The sequence below is a fragment of the Stenotrophomonas sp. 10N36 genome, from assembly GCF_056395005.1.
Map to the genome: position 1 here is coordinate 82,167 of NZ_JBFTIS010000005.1, position 17,344 is coordinate 99,510.

The 17,344-nt window shown below is 69.7% G+C and carries 17 protein-coding genes; 9 read left to right on the forward strand and 8 right to left on the reverse strand.

Annotated features, from left to right (window positions below; translation table 11 throughout):
• Positions 1 to 82: 82 nt before the first annotated feature.
• Positions 83 to 1,882, forward strand: coding sequence for an MFS transporter (locus AC1DCJ_RS07415; protein WP_478070565.1), 1,800 nt, complete (start codon positions 83 to 85; stop codon positions 1,880 to 1,882).
• Positions 1,883 to 1,913: 31 nt separating this feature from the next.
• Here the strand turns inward: AC1DCJ_RS07415 and AC1DCJ_RS07420 are convergent, their stop codons facing one another.
• From AC1DCJ_RS07420 to AC1DCJ_RS07445, 6 genes are all read right to left on the reverse strand, one after another.
• Positions 1,914 to 2,762: a hypothetical protein gene (locus AC1DCJ_RS07420; RefSeq protein WP_478070566.1), complete on the reverse strand. Its 849-nt coding sequence runs from the start codon at positions 2,760 to 2,762 to the stop codon at positions 1,914 to 1,916.
• A 22-nt stretch (positions 2,763 to 2,784) separates the two neighbouring features.
• Entirely contained in the window at positions 2,785 to 3,276 is a 492-nt protein-coding gene (locus AC1DCJ_RS07425) for a SecDF P1 head subdomain-containing protein (protein WP_478070567.1), read from the reverse strand.
• A 45-nt stretch (positions 3,277 to 3,321) separates the two neighbouring features.
• Complete coding sequence (locus tag AC1DCJ_RS07430; RefSeq protein ID WP_313245072.1) at positions 3,322 to 3,873, reverse strand: HdeD family acid-resistance protein; 552 nt, start codon at positions 3,871 to 3,873, stop codon at positions 3,322 to 3,324.
• 63 nt (positions 3,874 to 3,936) lie between these two features.
• The gene (locus AC1DCJ_RS07435) at positions 3,937 to 4,965 is read right to left on the reverse strand and encodes an SMI1/KNR4 family protein (RefSeq protein ID WP_478070568.1); all 1,029 of its coding nucleotides are present in this window, start codon (positions 4,963 to 4,965) and stop codon (positions 3,937 to 3,939) included.
• Positions 4,966 to 5,012: 47 nt separating this feature from the next.
• On the reverse strand, positions 5,013 to 5,711 hold the full coding sequence (locus AC1DCJ_RS07440) for a ComF family protein (RefSeq protein WP_478070569.1): 699 nt from the start codon (positions 5,709 to 5,711) through the stop codon (positions 5,013 to 5,015).
• Positions 5,712 to 5,820: 109 nt separating this feature from the next.
• Complete coding sequence (locus tag AC1DCJ_RS07445; protein WP_478070570.1) at positions 5,821 to 6,366, reverse strand: CbrC family protein; 546 nt, start codon at positions 6,364 to 6,366, stop codon at positions 5,821 to 5,823.
• Positions 6,367 to 6,540: 174 nt separating this feature from the next.
• On the opposite strand from AC1DCJ_RS07445, the gene bioB reads away from it, so the two are divergent.
• The 5 genes from bioB (at position 6,541) to bioC (ending at position 11,424) form a co-directional block, all read left to right on the forward strand.
• Entirely contained in the window at positions 6,541 to 7,590 is a 1,050-nt protein-coding gene (bioB, locus tag AC1DCJ_RS07450) for a biotin synthase BioB (protein ID WP_428711829.1), read from the forward strand.
• A gap of 84 nt (positions 7,591 to 7,674) precedes the next feature.
• Positions 7,675 to 8,886, forward strand: a complete 1,212-nt coding sequence (gene bioF / locus AC1DCJ_RS07455) for an 8-amino-7-oxononanoate synthase (RefSeq protein ID WP_038685682.1) — start codon at positions 7,675 to 7,677, stop codon at positions 8,884 to 8,886.
• Positions 8,887 to 8,902: 16 nt separating this feature from the next.
• Entirely contained in the window at positions 8,903 to 9,664 is a 762-nt protein-coding gene (bioH, locus tag AC1DCJ_RS07460) for a pimeloyl-ACP methyl ester esterase BioH (RefSeq protein WP_478070621.1), read from the forward strand.
• A 59-nt stretch (positions 9,665 to 9,723) separates the two neighbouring features.
• Complete coding sequence (locus AC1DCJ_RS07465) at positions 9,724 to 10,506, forward strand: SDR family oxidoreductase (protein ID WP_313245079.1); 783 nt, start codon at positions 9,724 to 9,726, stop codon at positions 10,504 to 10,506.
• A 33-nt stretch (positions 10,507 to 10,539) separates the two neighbouring features.
• Positions 10,540 to 11,424 (forward strand): malonyl-ACP O-methyltransferase BioC, encoded by an 885-nt coding sequence (gene bioC, locus AC1DCJ_RS07470; protein WP_478070571.1) that lies wholly within the window; start codon positions 10,540 to 10,542, stop codon positions 11,422 to 11,424.
• 293 nt (positions 11,425 to 11,717) lie between these two features.
• On the opposite strand, the gene AC1DCJ_RS07475 is transcribed toward bioC, so the two are convergent.
• Together AC1DCJ_RS07475 and AC1DCJ_RS07480 are read right to left on the reverse strand one after the other, a co-directional pair.
• Positions 11,718 to 12,329, reverse strand: coding sequence for a YdcF family protein (locus AC1DCJ_RS07475; protein ID WP_137190713.1), 612 nt, complete (start codon positions 12,327 to 12,329; stop codon positions 11,718 to 11,720).
• Positions 12,314 to 13,273, reverse strand: coding sequence for a pyridoxal-phosphate dependent enzyme (locus AC1DCJ_RS07480; RefSeq protein WP_038685674.1), 960 nt, complete (start codon positions 13,271 to 13,273; stop codon positions 12,314 to 12,316). The genes AC1DCJ_RS07475 and AC1DCJ_RS07480 overlap by 16 nt, the downstream gene beginning before the upstream one ends.
• A 146-nt stretch (positions 13,274 to 13,419) precedes the next feature.
• On the opposite strand from AC1DCJ_RS07480, the gene AC1DCJ_RS07485 reads away from it, so the two are divergent.
• From AC1DCJ_RS07485 to AC1DCJ_RS07495, 3 genes are all read left to right on the forward strand, one after another.
• Positions 13,420 to 13,941, forward strand: coding sequence for a hypothetical protein (locus tag AC1DCJ_RS07485; protein ID WP_478070572.1), 522 nt, complete (start codon positions 13,420 to 13,422; stop codon positions 13,939 to 13,941).
• 480 nt (positions 13,942 to 14,421) lie between these two features.
• Entirely contained in the window at positions 14,422 to 16,311 is a 1,890-nt protein-coding gene (mnmG, locus tag AC1DCJ_RS07490) for a tRNA uridine-5-carboxymethylaminomethyl(34) synthesis enzyme MnmG (protein ID WP_478070573.1), read from the forward strand.
• A gap of 468 nt (positions 16,312 to 16,779) precedes the next feature.
• Positions 16,780 to 17,310, forward strand: coding sequence for a gamma carbonic anhydrase family protein (locus AC1DCJ_RS07495; RefSeq protein WP_038685668.1), 531 nt, complete (start codon positions 16,780 to 16,782; stop codon positions 17,308 to 17,310).
• The last annotated feature ends 34 nt before the right edge of the window (positions 17,311 to 17,344 follow it).

The window sequence follows — 17,344 nt, forward strand, 5'->3', positions numbered from 1 at the left end:
GCTCTGCCCGGCCAGCAGCCAACCTTCGCCAGGCCCGGCTGCTGGCACCGCCCCCTCTTCCCGTCTTTCCAGGAACGCGTAGATGACCACCGCCGCCGCCACTGCCGTTCCCACCGCCGACGCCCCGCGCTGGCCAATCCGCTACCTGCTGTTCATGGGGGGCATGGGCGGCCTGCTCTACGGCATCGACATCGGCATCATCGCCGGCGCCCTGCCCTACCTGGAGGCCACCGCCACCGCCAGCTGGCACCTCACCAGCCAGCAACTGGGCTTCGTGGTGGCCGCGGTGCTGCTGGGCAGCGTGCTGTCGTCGCTGTTCGCCGGCATGGTGGCCGACCTGATCGGCCGACGTGGCGCCATGTTCGTGGCCGGCGTGCTGTTCACCGCCAGCATTCCGATCATGGCGCTGTCCGACGGCTATGCCGCGCTGCTGATGGGGCGACTGCTGCAGGGCATCAGCGGCGGCCTGATCGGCGTGGTGGTGCCGCTGTACCTGGCCGAAGTGCTCAGCCCCGAACGGCGCGGCCGTGGCGCGGCGATGTTCCAGCTGCTGCTGACCATCGGACTGGTGCTGGCCGCGGTGATCGGCCTGTACCACGCCCATGCGGTGGACGCGGCCACCGAAGCGGTGCGCCAGCTGCCCGTTGCCGAACAGCAGCGCCTGTTGTTCGACGTCAAGGACCACGCATGGCGCACCATCTTCTGGACCTGCCTGCTGCCGGGGCTGGTGTTCACCGGCGGCGTGCTGCTGATCAGCGAATCGCCGCGCTGGCTGGTACGCCGTGGCCGTATCGATAAGGCGCGGGCTGCCCTGCAACGCACGGTGGCGCCCCGCGATGTGGAACCCACCCTGCAGCGCATCCAGGCACCGGATGCCGTGCAGACCGGCGCCAGCGGGAAGCGCGACCCGCTGCTCAGCCGTCGCTATGTATGGCCGTTCGTGCTGGCCTGCCTGGTGCTGGCCTTCACCCAGGCCACCGGCATCAACTCGGTGCTGGCCTATGCGGTCAACATTCTCAACCAGGCCGGCCTGCCCGGGTCGGTGGCCAATGGCGCCGACGTGGCCATCAAGCTGCTCAACGCGGTAATGACGGTGGTGGCGCTGGTGCTGGTGGACCGCAAGGGCCGCAAGTTCCTGCTGATGCTGGGCACCGGTGGCATCACCGTGGCCCTGCTGGCCGCCGCGCTGCTGTTCGTCAAAAGCGAGCACGGGCGGCTGGACGTGCAGGCACAGCTGCAGCAGCAGGTGGCCGGCAGCAGCCTGTCGTTGCCGTTGGATGCGGCCCAGTGGCACCGCCTGGACCGCAACGCCGGCGGCGCCCCGCAGCAGCTCACCGTGTCGTATGCGTACGGCGGTTTCAGCAACGTGCGCTCGCTGCGCAGCGACAACCCCATCGACGCCACGCTGCAGATCCGTCGCGAAGACGCGGTATCGGCCGACAGCGTGATCGGCGCGTTCTTCCGCCGGCTGCACCTCAACCCCTTCCCCGATCCCGCCCACGCCGCACAGGCGCCGCTGGTGATCGAGCGCGCAATGATCGGCCCGGTGCCTTCGCCCACCCACGGCTGGCTGGTGGCCGGCTGCATCCTGCTGTTCGTGGCGTTCTTCGCGGTGGGTCCGGGCGTGTGCGTGTGGCTGGCGCTGTCCGAACTGATGCCCACCCGCATCCGCTCCAACGGCATGAGCATCGCGCTGCTGATCAACCAGTTCGTGTCCACCGTGATCGCCGCGATCTTCCTGCCCACCGTGGGCCACCACGGCTACGCCAGCATGTTCTTCTTCTGGGCAGCGTGCACGCTGCTGTACTTCCTGATCGCCGCGTTCTGGCTGCCGGAGACCAAGGGCAAGTCGCTGGAACAGATCGAAGCCAACTTCCGCTGACGCATACTGCCGGGCTCCGACTCTGCCCGCCCTACCGTAGCGCCGGGCTCTGCCCGGCCGCCTGCCCGACCGTCCCAACGGCGGGCAACGACGCGGTATACAGAGGCACGGTGTAATTACCGTCATACCCCGACTGCACACGGTCGCCAGCGGCATACCCCACCGACGCGTCGCCCACGCGCTGATTGCCAAACGCGCGTACCCCACACACCGGCGCGCACACCCACGCCTCACCGCCGTGGGCACCCACGCGTACGCCCAGCGGTGCGAGCCCACGCAGCAGATAGCCCGCCGGCGCGTAGTCGGGCAGGTTCGGCCGCCCCAACCGCTGGCTGGCATGCACGTTGCCCAGCAGTGCAATCACCCGCCGGCCGGGTTGCACCGCACGCGCGATGTGCTCGGCCATACCCACATCGCGGGCACCGATGCGTTCCTCGTCCACCGCAATCACCGCGATGCGGCGGCCGTCGGCATTCAATCGGCGCAGCCGTTCCAGCAACGCCAGCATCGCGGTGCTGGACCGCCCGTCCTGGGTGGATCGGGTCCAGAACGGGCCGGCCAGCACCGCCGCCCGCGCGGCCGGGGTGCCCGCCGACGCGAGGTAGGTGTCCAGCCGCGGCTGTTCTTGGGCGCTGATTTCCAGCGCAACGGTCACCGCCGTGCCATCGGCCGAGGCGGCGCAGGCCAGTTCACCTACCAGTGCCGGCGTTTCCACGGTGCCATGGACTTCGCCCACCAGTACCAGCGCGCGCACCGGCATCGCCTCCGGCCAGGTGCAGCGCTCGCGTGCGACGGCGCCCACGGGCAATGCCAGGCCCAACATCATCAACACCGTCATCCAGTCTTTGGCCATGTCGCGCAGACGCCTGTTCTGGTCCATCGGTCCCTGCGGGCGGTCGCGCTCAGGGTTGTTTGCCGGTGATCTCGGTGAACATGCGCTGTGCCGCGGCCGGGTCGCCCAGCCCCGCCACCTGCATCGCCTTGCCGAACGGGCCACGGATGGTGGCCACCGACAGCACCTTGTCATTGATGCTGAAGGCGACGCGGCGACCGACGCGTGCTTCGGTGGCGGCCTGGATGCGCGGGGCGGCAGCGTCGGTCATGGTCAGGTTCAACACCGGCTCCTGGCCCTGTTCGGTCCGGGCCAGGGCGATCGATGCGATGTCCGCAGTGGTGATCAGGGCCGGCTCAAGGACCGCCAGCGGCCGCCCGTCGGTGTCCTTGAGCAGCGTGGCGCCGGCGTGGCCCTGTTCGTCCACCTCGCGCAGCAGCAGGCGCGCCTGGGGTAGGGGGGCCGCCGAGGAAGGCGGATCGAACACCTGTTGGATCTGCTGGCAACCGGCCAGGCCGACCGTGCCGGCCAGCAACATCACGGCAAGAAACATCCTGCGCATACGCCCTCCTCCTTGTTGGGGGGTGCGGGCCTGGCCCGGCACCGGTCAGCGCAGGCGGCGAAGGCGGAACGCCACCACCACCTGCAGTACGCCATAGATGAGGCTGCCGATTCCGATCCACAAGGTGGTGACGGCGACACCGGCCAGCGGGTTGGCCACCAGCAGCGCGCCCAGCACGATCGCCAGCACGCCGCTGAGAATCAGCAGCCATTCGCCCTGGATGTGGCGGCGCACGCGCACCGCGAACACGATGCGGTGGATGCCGGCCACGATCAGCCACACCGCCAGCAGCAGCACCAGCACGCTGGCCGTGGCCAACGGATTGATCACCGCCAGCACGCCGAACACCAGCGATGCCAGCGCGTACACCGCCAGCCAACCGCGCGATACCCCGCTGTTGCCGCCGAACAGTGCAACCAGACTGATCACGCCCTCCACCACGGCCATCACGCCGATCGCCCATGCCAGCGCGGTGGCGGCCGCGAGCGGCTGCAGGATGGCCACCGCACCAAACACCAGCGCGACCAGGCCGTACAACAGCAGCACCCACCAGCTACGGGCAAGCAGCGACACCACAGGCGATACCGGAATGTTCATGGGCAGCTCTCCATGCAGGGAGGGGGACTGCCCCATGCTAGCGCCGGCGCATGAAAGCCGCAGTCACACCACAGCGTGGCCGGGCACTGCCTTCAGCTCATCCAGCAGCGCCTGTTCGGCCGCCGCGCTGAAGCGCCAACCGCCGTCCACCGGCGCGATCGCCCCCTCGGCCACCCGCGTATCCCACCACTCTTCGACGAAGCCGGGCGCGAACCCACCGGTCTTGAAGCCGAAGGGCGCCACGACCAGGTCGAACGGCACCATGAGTTCATAGCACGGCGTTGCGTAGTCGTTCTGCTCGGCGGGGAGCTTGAGGAAATGCGTGAACGAGGTGGCCGTGGTCAGCTGCGAGTACAACCAGAACATCAGGTCGTACACCCGGTGCGAATCGGGATCGGCATGCAGCGCGAAGAAGCCCTTTTCCTCGGTGATCCGGCGCGCCAGTGCACGCAGCGCGCGCTCGCCCTCGGGCAGCACACCGGCCGATGCATCCAGCGCGCGCTGCACGATCGGCGACAATGTGCCGCGGTCCACCGTGACCAGATCGATCTCCAGGGTTTCGGCTGCATCGTCGAACGCTTCTTCATCCACCAGTCCGTGGATGAACGTGACGAAGTCCGGGGCGACCACGGTGATCGCGTAGTCTGCCTCCTGGTCCACGTGCACCACCTGGGGTTCGCCCTGCGGGCCGCACTGGCGGTAGTCGAGCATCACCAGGTCGTGCCCGGCGCTGGGGCAGTCTGCGATGACGATACCGATATCCGGGTAGCCCCACTCCTCCTGCATGAAGCGCGAACCGAATTCGCCGCCCAGCGCGTAGGGCTTCTGTCGCCCAAGCGCGTACAGACCGCAGACCTGCACGTGATCCTCGGCCCAGCTGGTGGCCTCGTCCATCGGGTGGCAACTGCGCTGCAGCAGGCCGCCGTTGTGGCGGCGGGCCAGTGCGATGTACGCATCGGGGATGCGATAGCCCAGCTCGGCCTGCAGCTCGGCAATGAGCGCATCGCTGGGCGGCGGTTCCTGATAGTTCTGCTGCGAGTACTCGCAGTCGTCCCAGAAATCGGCGAAGTCGAACGTGGCGAACGGATCCATCGGCGGCGGTCTTTTTCTGTGACAGCCCCGGAGTATAGAGCGGCCACTCACGGCACCCGCGCGCAGACCCACACCGCGGGATCGGGCAGGCCAACGCGCTGCAACGCGTGCACGGCCGCGTCGAGCGTGGCGCCGGTGGTCATCACGTCATCCACCACGGTCAACCGCGCCGGCGGGGGGGTGGTGATCGCAAAGGCATCGTGCAGGTTGCGCCGCCGCGCATCGGCATCCAGCGCCGACTGCGCGGACGTCAACCGATCCCGATGCAGTCCGCACCACAACGGCTGCCGCAGCGCGCGCGCCAACGGCCGGGTGAGTTCCAACGCCTGGTCGTAACCGCGCGTGCGCAGTCGCTGGCGGTGCAGCGGCACCGGGGCCAGCGGGCCGATGACGAAACCGGGCACCCGCTGCAGCATCAACTGCGACAGCAGACGCCCGGCGGCCAGGTCGTGGTGGAACTTGAAGCGACGCAGCAGCTGGTCCACCGGCGCGGCGTACAAGAACGCCGCGGCAGCGGCAGCCTGCCGGGGCGGGTCATGCAAGCAGACACCACAGCACCGTGCAGGCGTGCCCTCCGGCAGCGGCAGCGCGCACAGCGGGCAGGCGTGGTCGTTCCAGGGCAGGGCGGCATGGCAGGCCGCGCACAGGTCCAGCCCGGCGCTGCCGGGTTCTTCGCAGACCAGGCAGCGCAGTGGCAGGGCCTGCTGGCCCAGCCAGGTCAGCGCAGCAGACGCCCGGGAAAGCACGCGATCACCGTTTGAAGAGGCCGGCCCCCAGCGTGGCGGCCCGCCCCAGACGTGTCTGTCGGTGCTTGCCGGTGCGTGCGGTCAGCCTTCTACCGGACGCACCCGCCGATCAATCGCAGTCCTGGTAGCCACCCAGTTCGCCACAGTGGGTGCAGCGGAACATGTACGCGGTGGGCGATCCGTCCTTGCGCAGCGCGCCGAAGAAATGGTCCCACTGCGGGCCATCATCCAGCCCGGTGCTGTCCTGGATCGCCGCGATCGCGCCTGCACCCAGTGCCTGCAGTTCTGCCTGCCCGGCACGGCCAATGAACTGGCCCGCGTCCCCGCAATGGGTCCACCACTTTTCCTGCTGCCAGGCGCTGAAGCCGGGGGTGCGCCGCGCGACTTCCTCGACCACCGCCTTCGGCACTTCGTCCCATTCACCGCCGCCGCCAATGCCTTCGTCATCGGTGAAGCTGGCATCGAGCCGCGCGCTGGCCGACCCGTCGGCAATGCACCACGGGCAGATCTCCGCGTCGTACTCCTCTTCGGCATACACCGGGCCGGTGTAGACGTAGCCGCGCGCCTGGTGGCAGCTGACGCAGACCGTGGGGGAGGCGATGACGCTGCCGGTGGCGAGCGGGTCGGGGTGGTAGGTGAAACGGGGCAGGGACATGCGGTCTCCTTCTGGTGCTTGGGTGGAGACTGTAGTGAGTTTGGGGTTGGCTGGGTTGCCGGCCGGCGGCCGGCACTACCGGGCTGTAAACCTTAGACTCTGATGGTTGGTTGACAGTGGGTTGGGTCGGCGACCACACTGCCGCCCCCGTTCCTGCACGCCGAGGGCTGCTCCATGCCAAGCGACATCCGCCACGACTGGCGCAGCGAGGAGCTGCTGGCCCTGTTCGCGCTGCCGTTGCCTGCACTGCTGCACCGCGCCGCCAGCGTGCACCGCGAGCACTTCGATCCGGCGCAGGTGCAGGTGTCCACGCTGCTGTCGGTCAAGACCGGCGGCTGCCCCGAAGACTGCGCGTATTGCCCGCAGGCCCAGCGCTACAGCACCGGGGTGGATGCGCAGAAACTGATGGCCACCGAGGACGTGGTGGCCAAGGCGCGGCAGGCCAAGGCGGCCGGCGCGTCGCGGTTCTGCATGGGCGCGGCCTGGCGTTCGCCCAAGGAACGCGACATCCCCAAGGTGGCGGCGATGATCCGCGAGGTGAAGGCGCTGGGCCTGGAAACCTGCGCCACGCTGGGCATGCTCAGCGGCGACCAGGCCGTGGCCCTGCGCGAGGCCGGGTTGGACTACTACAACCACAACCTGGACACCGCGCCGGACTATTACGACTCGATCATCCACACCCGCCAGTACCAGGACCGCCTGGACACCCTGGGCCACGTGCGCGACGCCGGGTTGAAGACCTGCTGCGGCGGCATCGTGGGCATGGGCGAGACCCGCGAGCACCGCGCCGGGCTGCTGCTGGCACTGGCCAACCTGCCGGCCCATCCCGATTCGGTGCCGATCAACCGGCTGGTGCAGGTGGCGGGCACGCCCCTGCACGGCACCGCCGAACTGGACCCGTTCGAGTTCGTGCGGATGATCGCGGTGGCCCGCATCGCCATGCCCCGCGCGATGGTGCGGCTGTCGGCCGGGCGCGAGGCGATGAGCGACGAGCTGCAGGCCCTGTGCTTCCTGGCCGGGGCCAACTCGATCTTCTACGGGGAAAAGCTGCTGACCACCGGCAATCCGGACACCGAACGCGACCTGGCCCTATTCGCACGGCTGGGCCTGCGCCCGATGCCGGTCCAGGTGGATGCGGCCGACCACGACCATCCCGGCACGGTCCATGCCGACATCACCCAGGACACCGGGCGGTGCGGGGGCGGCTGCGAGCAGGCGGCCTGAGGCCCGCCCGGTGCCCGCCCCCCGGGGCAGCGCCGCGCCCGCCAACCGGGTACGCTAACCGCCCATCCATGCCAGCCGACGACCATGGCCCGCCCCGACCTGCACGACCGCATCCAGGCCCAGCGCAAGCTCCGCGACGCGCAGGGCCGCATCCGCGTGCGCCGCACGGTGACCCGTCGCGACGGCGTGCGGCTGGAGATCGACGGCCAATGGCTCACCGGCTTCTGCAGCAATGACTACCTGGGGCTGTCACAGCAGTTCGGGGTGGTCAGCGCGCTGCAGGACGCCGCCGCACGCGAAGGCGCCGGTGCCACCGCTTCGCACCTGATCTGCGGCCACCATGCGCTGCATGAGGCGCTGGAGCGGGAAATGGCCGAGTGGCTCGGCTACCCGCGCGCGCTGCTGTTTGGCAGCGGCTTTGCCGCCAACCTGGCGGTGCAGCAGGCGTTGCTCAGCGAAGAAGACGATGTGTGCGTGCAGGACCGGCTCAACCACGCCAGCCTGCTCGACGCCACGCGCCTGGCCGGTTGCCGGCTGCGCCGTTACCCGCACCTGGACACCGAAGGCGCGCTGCGCCAGTTGAAGCACGCGCCCGACGGCGCGGCGATGCTGGTCACCGATGGCGTGTTCAGCATGGACGGCGACATCGCCCCGCTGCGCTCGCTGTCGCTGGTGGCGCGCATGCAGGAAGCGCTGTTGTACGTGGACGACGCGCATGGCATCGGTGTGGTGGGCGAACATGGCCGCGGCTGCGTGGCCGATGCCGGGCTGGGCGTGGCCGACGTGCCGCTGCAGCTGGCCACCCTGGGCAAGGCGCTGGGTGGCAGTGGCGCGGTGGTGCTGGGCGATGACGCCCTCATCCAGCACCTGGCCGAAACCGCCCGCCCGTACATCTACACCACGGCGGTGTCGCCGGCACAGGCGGCCGCCTCGCTGGCCGCGGTGAAACTGGCCCGGCGTGACGACTGGCGACGCGAAAAGCTCGGTGAGCTGATCGCCGTGTTCCGCGCCGGTGCGCGCCAGCATGGCTTGGAACTGATGCCGTCCGATACGCCGATCCAGCCGTTGCTGTGCGGCGCCGAGTCCACCGTGATGGCCTTGTCGGCCGCGCTGGAAGCATCCGGGTTCCTGGTCAGCGCGATCCGCCCGCCCACCGTGCCGGAAGGGAAAGCGCGCCTGCGCGTGACCTTGTCGGCACTGCACACCCCGGCGCAGGTGCGCGCGCTCACCGACGCGATCGGGCACGCGCGCGATACCGTCCTGCGTCAGCAGTCGCTGGATGCACTGAGCGCGTGAGCCCGGTGCTGTGAGCCTGCATATCGAGGTGGTCGGCAACGGGCCGGCGCTGGTGCTCATCCATGGCTGGGCACTGCATGGCGGCGTGTTCGCGCCGCTGGTGGACCGCCTGGCCGCGCACTACCAGCTGCATCTGGTGGACCTGCCCGGCCATGGGTTCAGCCACGACGATGCCACGCCGCTGCGGCTGCCCCACGTGGTCAACGCCATCGCTGCCGCCACGCCACCGGCGGTGTGGTGCGGCTGGTCGCTGGGCGGGCTGTTCGCCCTGCATGCCGCCGCCACGCTGCCGCAGGTGCGCGCGTTGGTGATGATCGCCGCCACCCCGCGTTTCGTGCGCGGCGACGACTGGCCACACGCGGTGGAACCGGCGGTGTTCGAACAGTTCGGGCAGGACCTGGCGCAGGACTACCGCGGCACCCTGGAGCGTTTCCTGGCGCTGGATGCGATGGGGTCCGAACACGCCCGGCAGGAACTGCGCACCCTGCGCGACATGCTCGTCGCGCGCGGTGAGCCGGGCGCGCGTGCGCTGCAGGAAGGGCTGCGCCTGCTGGAGACCACCGACCTGCGCGGCGCGCTGGCCGGGCTGGGCAAGCCCAGCCTGTGGCTGGCTGGCCAGCGTGACCGGCTGGTCTCCGCCCGGGCCATGGCGGCCGCCGCCGCGCTGTCGCCGGGCGCGCAGGCGCATGCGGTCGCCCAGGGCGGCCATGCGCCGTTCTTGGGTCACACCGACCAGGTGGCCACGCAGCTGCAACACTTCGTTGCCGGCCTTCCCTGACCCATCCACCGCGCGCATCGCCGATCATGTACGCCCGTCTTTCACTGCAGGAGTGACCCATGGATCTTGGAATCGCCGGTCGCTGGGCGCTGGTCTGCGCGGCCAGCAAAGGCCTGGGCCTGGGCTGCGCCCGTGCGCTGGTGCGCGAAGGCGTGAACGTGGTGGTGGCCGCACGTGGTGAAGACGCGCTCGACCGCGCGGTGCTGGAACTGCAGGCGCTGCCCGGCGCGCGCACGGTGATCGGCGTGGTCGCCGACATCACCACCGAAGCCGGCCGCGACGCGGCCCTGGCCGCCTGCCCGCAGGTCGACATCCTGGTCAACAACGCCGGCGGCCCGCCCGCCGGGGATTTCCGCCAGTTCACCCGCGACGACTGGATCGCCGCGCTGGATGCCAACATGCTGGCGCCGATCGCGCTGATCCGCGCCACCGTGGACGGCATGATCGAACGCGGCTTCGGCCGCGTGGTCAACATCACCTCCTCATCGGTGAAGGCGCCCATCGACATCCTGGGGCTGTCCAACGGCGCGCGCTCGGGCCTCACCGGCTTCGTCGCCGGCCTGGCCCGCAAGACCGTGGCGCACAACGTCACCCTCAACAACCTGCTGCCCGGTCAGTTCGACACCGACCGCCTGCGCGGCAACTTCGCCTACCTGGCCCAGCAGCAGGGCATCGACGCCGGCCAGATCGCCGAGCGCAAACGCACCCACATCCCGGCCGGCCGCTTCGGTACCGCCGATGAGTTCGGCGCCGCCTGCGCCTTCCTGTGCAGCGCGCACGCCGGCTACATCACCGGGCAGAACCTGCTGATCGACGGCGGCGCCTACCCGGGCACGTTCTGACCTTCGCACCCTTGTTTTCGCAGTGAGCCTTCCATGACGTCCAGCTTCGATCCCCGCCACGTCCGCCGCGCGTTCTCGCGTGCCGCCGCCAGCTACGATGCCGCCGCCGCGCTGCAGCGCGAGGTGGAAAAACGCCTGCTGGAATCGTTGGACTACCTGGAAGACCGCCAGCCGCAGGTCGTGCTGGACGTGGGCAGCGGCACCGGTCATGCCAGTGCGGCGATGAAGAAGCGCTGGCCCAAGGCGCAGGTGATCGCGCTGGACCTGGCCGAACCGATGCTGCGCGAAGCGAAGAAGCAGGCCGGCTGGTGGAGGCCGTTCACCCGCGTGTGCGCCGATGCGCAGGCCCTGCCCTTGCTGGACCAGAGCGTGGATGTGATCTACAGCAACCTGTGCCTGCAGTGGGTGGAAGACCTGCCGACGGTGTTCGCCGGGTTCCGCCGCGTGCTCAAGCCGGGCGGGCTGCTGCTGTGCTCCACCTTCGGCCCGGAAACGCTGATCGAACTGCGCGATGCCTTCACCCAGGCCGACGCGGTGCCGCACGTGAGCCGCTTCGCGCCAATCGCGCAGTTCGGCGACGCGCTGATGATGGCCGGCTTCCGCGACCCGGTGCTGGACCGCGACCTGTTCACCCTCACCTACGACGACATGACCGCACTGATGCGCGAGCTGCAGGCCATCGGTGCCACCAACGCGCGCCATGACCGCCGCCACACGCTCACCGGCCGCGGCCGCTTCGCCGCCGCCCGCGCCGCCTACGAACCGTTGCGCCGCGAAGACGGCAAGCTGCCCAGCAGCTGGGAAGTCATCTACGCCCACGCCTGGGCCCCCGAAGCCGGCGCCCCGATCCGCGAACGGGGCCACGACGTGGCCAGCGTACCCGTATCGGCCATCCCGATCCGCCGCCGCACCCCCTGAAACCGCCCGGGGGGTAGAGCCGACCGTTGGTCGGCTGCACGTATACCCGCCCGGCGGTAGAGCCGACTGTTGGTCGGCTGCACGTGTACCTCCCAGCGGTAGAGCCGACCGTTGGTCGGCTGCCCGTATACCGGCCCAGCGGTAGAGCCGACCGTCGGTCGGCTGCCCGTATACCGGCCCAGCGGTAGCGCCGACCGTTGGTCGGCTGCCCGTATACCCGCCCAGCGGTAGAGCCGACCGTTGGTCGGCTGCCCTTACGGCGGCCAGGCAATCCAGCCGCCCAACGGTCGGCTCTACGCCGGAAACAGATCCCGGTGGAAGAAATAGATCTCCTGCACCAGGAATTTCCAGCTGGTGTGGAAGCTGCGGAAGCGCGTGCTCGGCGTGGACGATGCCAACGCATCGATGCCCAGCTCGCGCGCCAGCCGCAGCGCGCGCGCCATGTGCAACGGGTCGCTGACGATGATCACCCGGTGCAGCTTGCGCTGCTGCATTAGCCGCCGTGCCTCGATCAGGTTCTGGCGGGTGGTACGCGAGGCGGTCTCGATCAGGATCGCCTCGTCCGGAATGCCCTGCTTGAGCGCATAGCGGCGTGCCACCTGCGATTCGGAGAAGCGCGCGCCGGTACCGCCGTAGCCGCCGGTGAAGATCAGCAGCGGCGCATAGCCGGCCTCGTACAGATCCAGGCCATGCCGGATGCGTTCTTCAAACACCGGTGACGGCTTGGCGTCATACGCGGCCGCGCCCAGCACGATGATCGCGTCGGCCTTGGCCGCCTGGTCGCGCTCGCCTACCCATACGATCCACGCGGTGACGCCCAGCAGCCAGGCCACCAGCAGAATGCACAGCCGCCACACCCACCCCAGCAGCCCTACCCCGGCACGGCGGCTCATGCGCGCGCCCAGGGCAAGGCATCCAGGTCGACATTGCCGCCGGACAGCACCACGCCCACCCGCTGCCCGGCAAACCGCTGCGGCGTGGCGAGGATGGCAGCCAGGGCGATTGCCGACGACGGCTCCACCACCTGCTTGAGCACCTGCCAGAGCAGGCGCATGGCGGCCACGGTGGCGCTATCGGCCACGGTGATGACCTCGGCCGCGCCATGCAGCAGCGCGAAGTTCGGCGCGCCCAGGGTGGTGCGCAGGCCATCGCACAGCGTGTCGGGGGTGAAATCGATGCGGCGTTCGCCGGCGGCCAGCGAACGTGCGGTGTCGGCCGCGCCCTCCGGCTCGGCCAGCACCAGCCGGGTCTGCGGTGCCAGCGCCTGCAGCGCCAACCGCGTGCCCGACGCCAGCCCACCGCCGCCCACCGGCACCACCAGCACGTCGAACGGGCCGTGGCTGCGCAGCAGCTCCAGCGCCGCCGTGCCCTGCCCGGCGATCACCCGCGGGTCGGCATAGGGGTGCACCAGGCTCGCGCCGGTCTGGGCCTGCACCTGCGCGCACATGGCTTCACGCGCGGCGATGCTGGCCTCGCAGCGCCACACCGTGGCGCCGTGACGGGCGATGTTGGCCAGCTTGGCGCCCACCGCGCCCTGCGGCACCACCACGTTGCAGGCGATGCCGCGGGTACGCGCGGCCAGCGCCAGCGCGGCACCGTGGTTGCCCGAGGAATGGGTGACCACCCCGCGCGCGGCCTGGTCCGGGTCCAGCGACCACACCGCATTGCAGGCCCCCCGGAACTTGAAGGCCCCGCCGCGCTGCAGGTGCTCGCCCTTGAACAGCAGCGACGCCCCCGCCAACCCGTCCAGCGCGCGCGAGTGCAGCACCGGGGTCACGCTGGCATGCGGGGCAATGCGTGCGGCGGCCGCCAGCAGGTCGTCGACACAGGGCAAGGGTGAATCGCTCATGACGCAAGATTAACGTATGGCCCCGGTTCGCACCGCCCCGGCTGAACGTGACACGATGGCAATCATTCAGCGGATCGGCCCGGAGTTAAGGGCCGATTCAATGCGCCGGGCCGAAGCTGGCCACATACCCTCGGGGGGAACCCATCATGAAAATGCGCCTGATCCTTGCCGGTGGCCTGTTGTTGGCCCTGTCCGGCTGCGCCACGTACGACTACGTCGGCGGTGGTGCTGGCAGCGGCTACTACCACGGCGCGCCATCGGTGGAGTACCGCTACCCGTATGGGTACCCGTCCGGTTACGGCCCGGGCTACTACGGTGGCGGGTACTACGGCGGTGGCTATGGCTACGGCAACCCGTATTACCGCCCGCATCCGAACTATCGCCCGCCGCACAACCACCGCCCGCCGCCGCGCCCCGGCAACGGCGGCAATCCGCCGGTCCGGCCTGATCGTCCGGATCGCCCGCGCCCGTCGTACAACGGCGGTTCGCCGTGGCGGAACATGGATTCGCTGGGGGGCCGGCAGCAACAGCAGCGTCCGCAACCGCAGCAGCGCCCGTCGGCGCCGCCGCAGGCACGTCCCGCGCAGGCACCGCGCCCGGCCCAGCGGTCCAACGGTTCTCCGTGGCGGAACATGAACAATTTGAACCAGCGCACAGTTGAGCCCTGATCCATCTTGATTTTCACCACCCACCCGGTTCAATCTAGGCGGGTGGTGACGGCTTCGGTCGCAAAGTGACAAAAGCGACACAGCACGTCACATCCAGTTCTATGTCGATATCCGCCGGGATTCTCTGGATCCCCCCTGTTCCGGCCCTGTCGGATGTCGGCACCTACAACGCAGAAGGCCCCGCCATGGCGGGGCCTTCTGTTTTTGGATCGTGGCATGGGCTGAAAAAAACAGGGCCGGCAGTCCCCCGACTGCCGGCCCTTCTGCTTCCCCTGGTTGCGCATGGACCGGCCCCTGTTCCAATTCCGGTCCGTAACGCCAAACGACGCCTGCCAGCCTGGGTGCTATTGGGTTATCTGCAGAAAACGTGCCAACTTGAGGGTTGATTTCAGCGACAGGCCCGATTGGCGCTAAAATCACCACCCCACGCCCTGCGTCCAGGGCCGTTCCGGGCCCCCCGCGCCCCCGAGCCCCATCGAAATGACCGACTCCTTCTACCGTTACGACGTCATCGTCATCGGCGGCGGCCACGCCGGCACCGAAGCTGCGCTGGCGGCTGCGCGCAGCAGCGCGCGCACCCTGCTGCTGACCCACAACGTGGAAACCATTGGCGCGATGAGCTGCAACCCGGCCATCGGCGGGATCGGCAAGGGCCACCTGGTCAAGGAGATCGACGCCCTGGGCGGGGCCATGGCGCATGCCGCCGACCGCGCCGGCATCCAGTGGCGCACCCTCAATGCCTCCAAGGGCCCGGCCGTGCGCGCCACCCGCTGCCAGGCCGACCGCAACCTGTACCGCATGGCGATCCGCCAGATCGTGGAAGCCCAGCCGAACCTGACCGTGTTCCAGGCAGCGGTGGACGACCTGATCATCGACGGCGACACCGTGCGCGGCGCGATCACCCAGACCGGGCTGACCTTCCACGCCGCCGCCGTGGTGCTCACCGCCGGCACCTTCCTGGCCGGCAAGATCCACGTGGGCCAGACCCAGTACGCCGCCGGCCGCATGGGCGACCCGCCGGCCACCACGCTGGCCGCCCGCCTGCGCGAGCGCCCGTTCGTGGTCGACCGCCTGAAGACCGGCACGCCGCCGCGCATCGACGGCCGTTCGCTGGACTACCGCGTGATGGACGAGCAGCCCGGCGACGACCCGCGCCCGGTGATGTCCTTCCTGGGCCACCAGGCCGAACACCCGGCCCAGGTGAGCTGCTGGATCACCCATACCAGCGAGCGCACGCACGACATCATCCGCAGCGCCCTGCACCGCTCGCCGCTGTACAGCGGGCAGATCGAAGGCATCGGCCCGCGTTACTGCCCGTCGATCGAAGACAAGGTGGTGCGCTTTGCCGAGAAGGCCAGCCACCAGATCTTCGTCGAGCCCGAAGGGCTGGACGTGGTGGAAATCTACCCCAACGGCATTTCCACCTCGCTGCCGTTCGACGTGCAGCTGGCGCTGGTGCGCAGCATCGGCGGCTTCGAGAACGCGCACATCACCCGCCCCGGTTACGCGATCGAGTACGACTTCTTCGACCCGCGCGGGCTGGACAACACCCTGCAGACCAAGAGCGTGTCCGGGTTGTTCTTCGCCGGCCAGATCAACGGCACCACCGGCTATGAAGAAGCCGCCGCGCAGGGCCTGCTGGCCGGCATCAACGCCGCCCGCCATGTGCGCGAACAGGCCGGCTGGTGCCCGCGCCGCGACGAGGCCTACCTGGGCGTGCTGGTCGACGACCTGATCACCCACGGCACCACCGAGCCGTACCGCATGTTCACCAGCCGCGCCGAGTACCGCCTGCAGCTGCGCGAGGACAACGCCGACGTGCGCCTGACCGGCACCGGCCGCGAGCTGGGCCTGGTGGATGACCACCGCTGGGCCGCGTTCCAGACCAAGCAGGAGGCAGTAGCCACCGAATCGGCGCGCTTGCGCGCGCTCTGGGCCACGCCCGGCAACGCACTGGGCCGCGAAGTGGAAGCCACCCTGGGCGTGGCGGTCAGCCGCGAAACCAACGTACTGGACCTGATCAAGCGCCCCGAACTGGACTACGCCCAGCTCATGCAGGTGCCGTCGCTGGGCCCGGCGGTGGCCGACCCGAAGGTGGCCGAGCAGGTGGAGATCGGCGTGAAGTACGCCGGCTACCTGGACCGCCAGCGCGACGAGATCGCGCGCCAGCAGCGCCACGAGAACACCGCCATCGCCAGCGACTTCGACTATGCCGGCGTGCGCGGCTTGTCGGCCGAAGTGCAGCAGAAGCTCGAGCGCGTGCGCCCGCAGACCATCGGCCAGGCCCAGCGCATCCCCGGCATGACCCCGGCGGCGATCTCGCTGCTGCTGGTCCACCTGGAACGCGCGCGCCGCATCCGCGCCGCATGACACGCCACCCCGCCAGGTAACGCGGCACCCACCGGGTAGAGCCGACCGTTGGTCGGCTGCTCCAAATGCCCGGTAGAGCCGACCGTTGGTCGGCTGCTCAGCACACGTTGTCCGGCTGCTCCAGGTCCCGCGCAGCCGACCAACGGTCGGCTCTACCGGGTCCAGGCGCAAGGCATTGCGGCTGGTGTCCAAATCCAACCCGACCTGTCCGAATGGCTACGCTCGCTGATCGTGTACCGGCAGGACGATGCGGCGGTGGCCGCGCCGCTGGATCGGGTAGAGCCGACCGTTGGTCGGCTGCCAGGAACCCGGCGGCGGATGCTGTGCAGCCGACCAACGGTCGGCTCTACCCCCCCGGGTGGGTGCGTGCCGATACGCATGGCGGGCGTCGGGCGCCCCCGCGTTATCATCGGGGGCCGGGACAACGCTGCAGGCGGCGTCCCTGCCCTGCGTTGCCGGAGTTTGCACATGTCCCCGATCCGCCCCTTCCTCGACACGCTTCCCGTCCTTGGCCAGCGCTGCTACATCGACCCGGCCTGCACCATCATCGGTGACGTGGTCCTGGGCGATGACGTATCGGTCTGGCCGGGCACGGTGATCCGCGGCGACGTCAACCATGTCCGGATCGGCGCGCGCAGCAACATCCAGGACGGCACCATCATCCACGTCAGCCACCATAGCCCGTACAACATGGAAGGCTTCCCGACGCTGATCGGCGAGGGCGTGACCGTGGGCCACGGCACCATCATCCATGCCTGCACCATCGGCGATTACAGCCTGATCGGCATGGGCGCGTGCATCCTCGACGGGGCACGGGTGGAGCAGCACGGCTTCGTCGGCGCCGGTGCCGTGGTGGGCCCGGGCAAGGTGGTGGGCGAAGGCGAACTGTGGGTGGGCAACCCGGCGCGCCTGGTGCGCACGCTGACCAGCAAGCAGATCGAATCGCTGCACTACTCGGCCGACCACTACGTCCGGCTCAAGGACAAGTACCTGGGCTGATCCCGGTCGCGGCGGTCGCATCCGCCACCGCCCC

What these genes read in the sequence shown, in the direction of transcription:
- AC1DCJ_RS07415 (WP_478070565.1), top strand. Translation starts at nt 83, where the DNA reads ATGACCACCGCCGCCGCCACTGCCGTTCCCACCGCCGACGCCCCGCGC.
- AC1DCJ_RS07485 (WP_478070572.1), top strand. Translation starts at nt 13,420, where the DNA reads ATGAAAATGCGCCTGATCCTTGCCGGTGGCCTGTTGTTGGCCCTGTCC.
- mnmG (WP_478070573.1), top strand. Translation starts at nt 14,422, where the DNA reads ATGACCGACTCCTTCTACCGTTACGACGTCATCGTCATCGGCGGCGGC.
- bioB (WP_428711829.1), top strand. Translation starts at nt 6,541, where the DNA reads ATGCCAAGCGACATCCGCCACGACTGGCGCAGCGAGGAGCTGCTGGCC.
- bioC (WP_478070571.1), top strand. Translation starts at nt 10,540, where the DNA reads ATGACGTCCAGCTTCGATCCCCGCCACGTCCGCCGCGCGTTCTCGCGT.
- AC1DCJ_RS07465 (WP_313245079.1), top strand. Translation starts at nt 9,724, where the DNA reads ATGGATCTTGGAATCGCCGGTCGCTGGGCGCTGGTCTGCGCGGCCAGC.
- AC1DCJ_RS07480 (WP_038685674.1), bottom strand. Translation starts at nt 13,273, where the DNA reads ATGAGCGATTCACCCTTGCCCTGTGTCGACGACCTGCTGGCGGCCGCC.
- AC1DCJ_RS07425 (WP_478070567.1), bottom strand. Translation starts at nt 3,276, where the DNA reads ATGCGCAGGATGTTTCTTGCCGTGATGTTGCTGGCCGGCACGGTCGGC.
- bioF (WP_038685682.1), top strand. Translation starts at nt 7,675, where the DNA reads ATGGCCCGCCCCGACCTGCACGACCGCATCCAGGCCCAGCGCAAGCTC.
- AC1DCJ_RS07495 (WP_038685668.1), top strand. Translation starts at nt 16,780, where the DNA reads ATGTCCCCGATCCGCCCCTTCCTCGACACGCTTCCCGTCCTTGGCCAG.
- AC1DCJ_RS07445 (WP_478070570.1), bottom strand. Translation starts at nt 6,366, where the DNA reads ATGTCCCTGCCCCGTTTCACCTACCACCCCGACCCGCTCGCCACCGGC.
- AC1DCJ_RS07430 (WP_313245072.1), bottom strand. Translation starts at nt 3,873, where the DNA reads ATGAACATTCCGGTATCGCCTGTGGTGTCGCTGCTTGCCCGTAGCTGG.
- AC1DCJ_RS07420 (WP_478070566.1), bottom strand. Translation starts at nt 2,762, where the DNA reads ATGGACCAGAACAGGCGTCTGCGCGACATGGCCAAAGACTGGATGACG.
- AC1DCJ_RS07435 (WP_478070568.1), bottom strand. Translation starts at nt 4,965, where the DNA reads ATGGATCCGTTCGCCACGTTCGACTTCGCCGATTTCTGGGACGACTGC.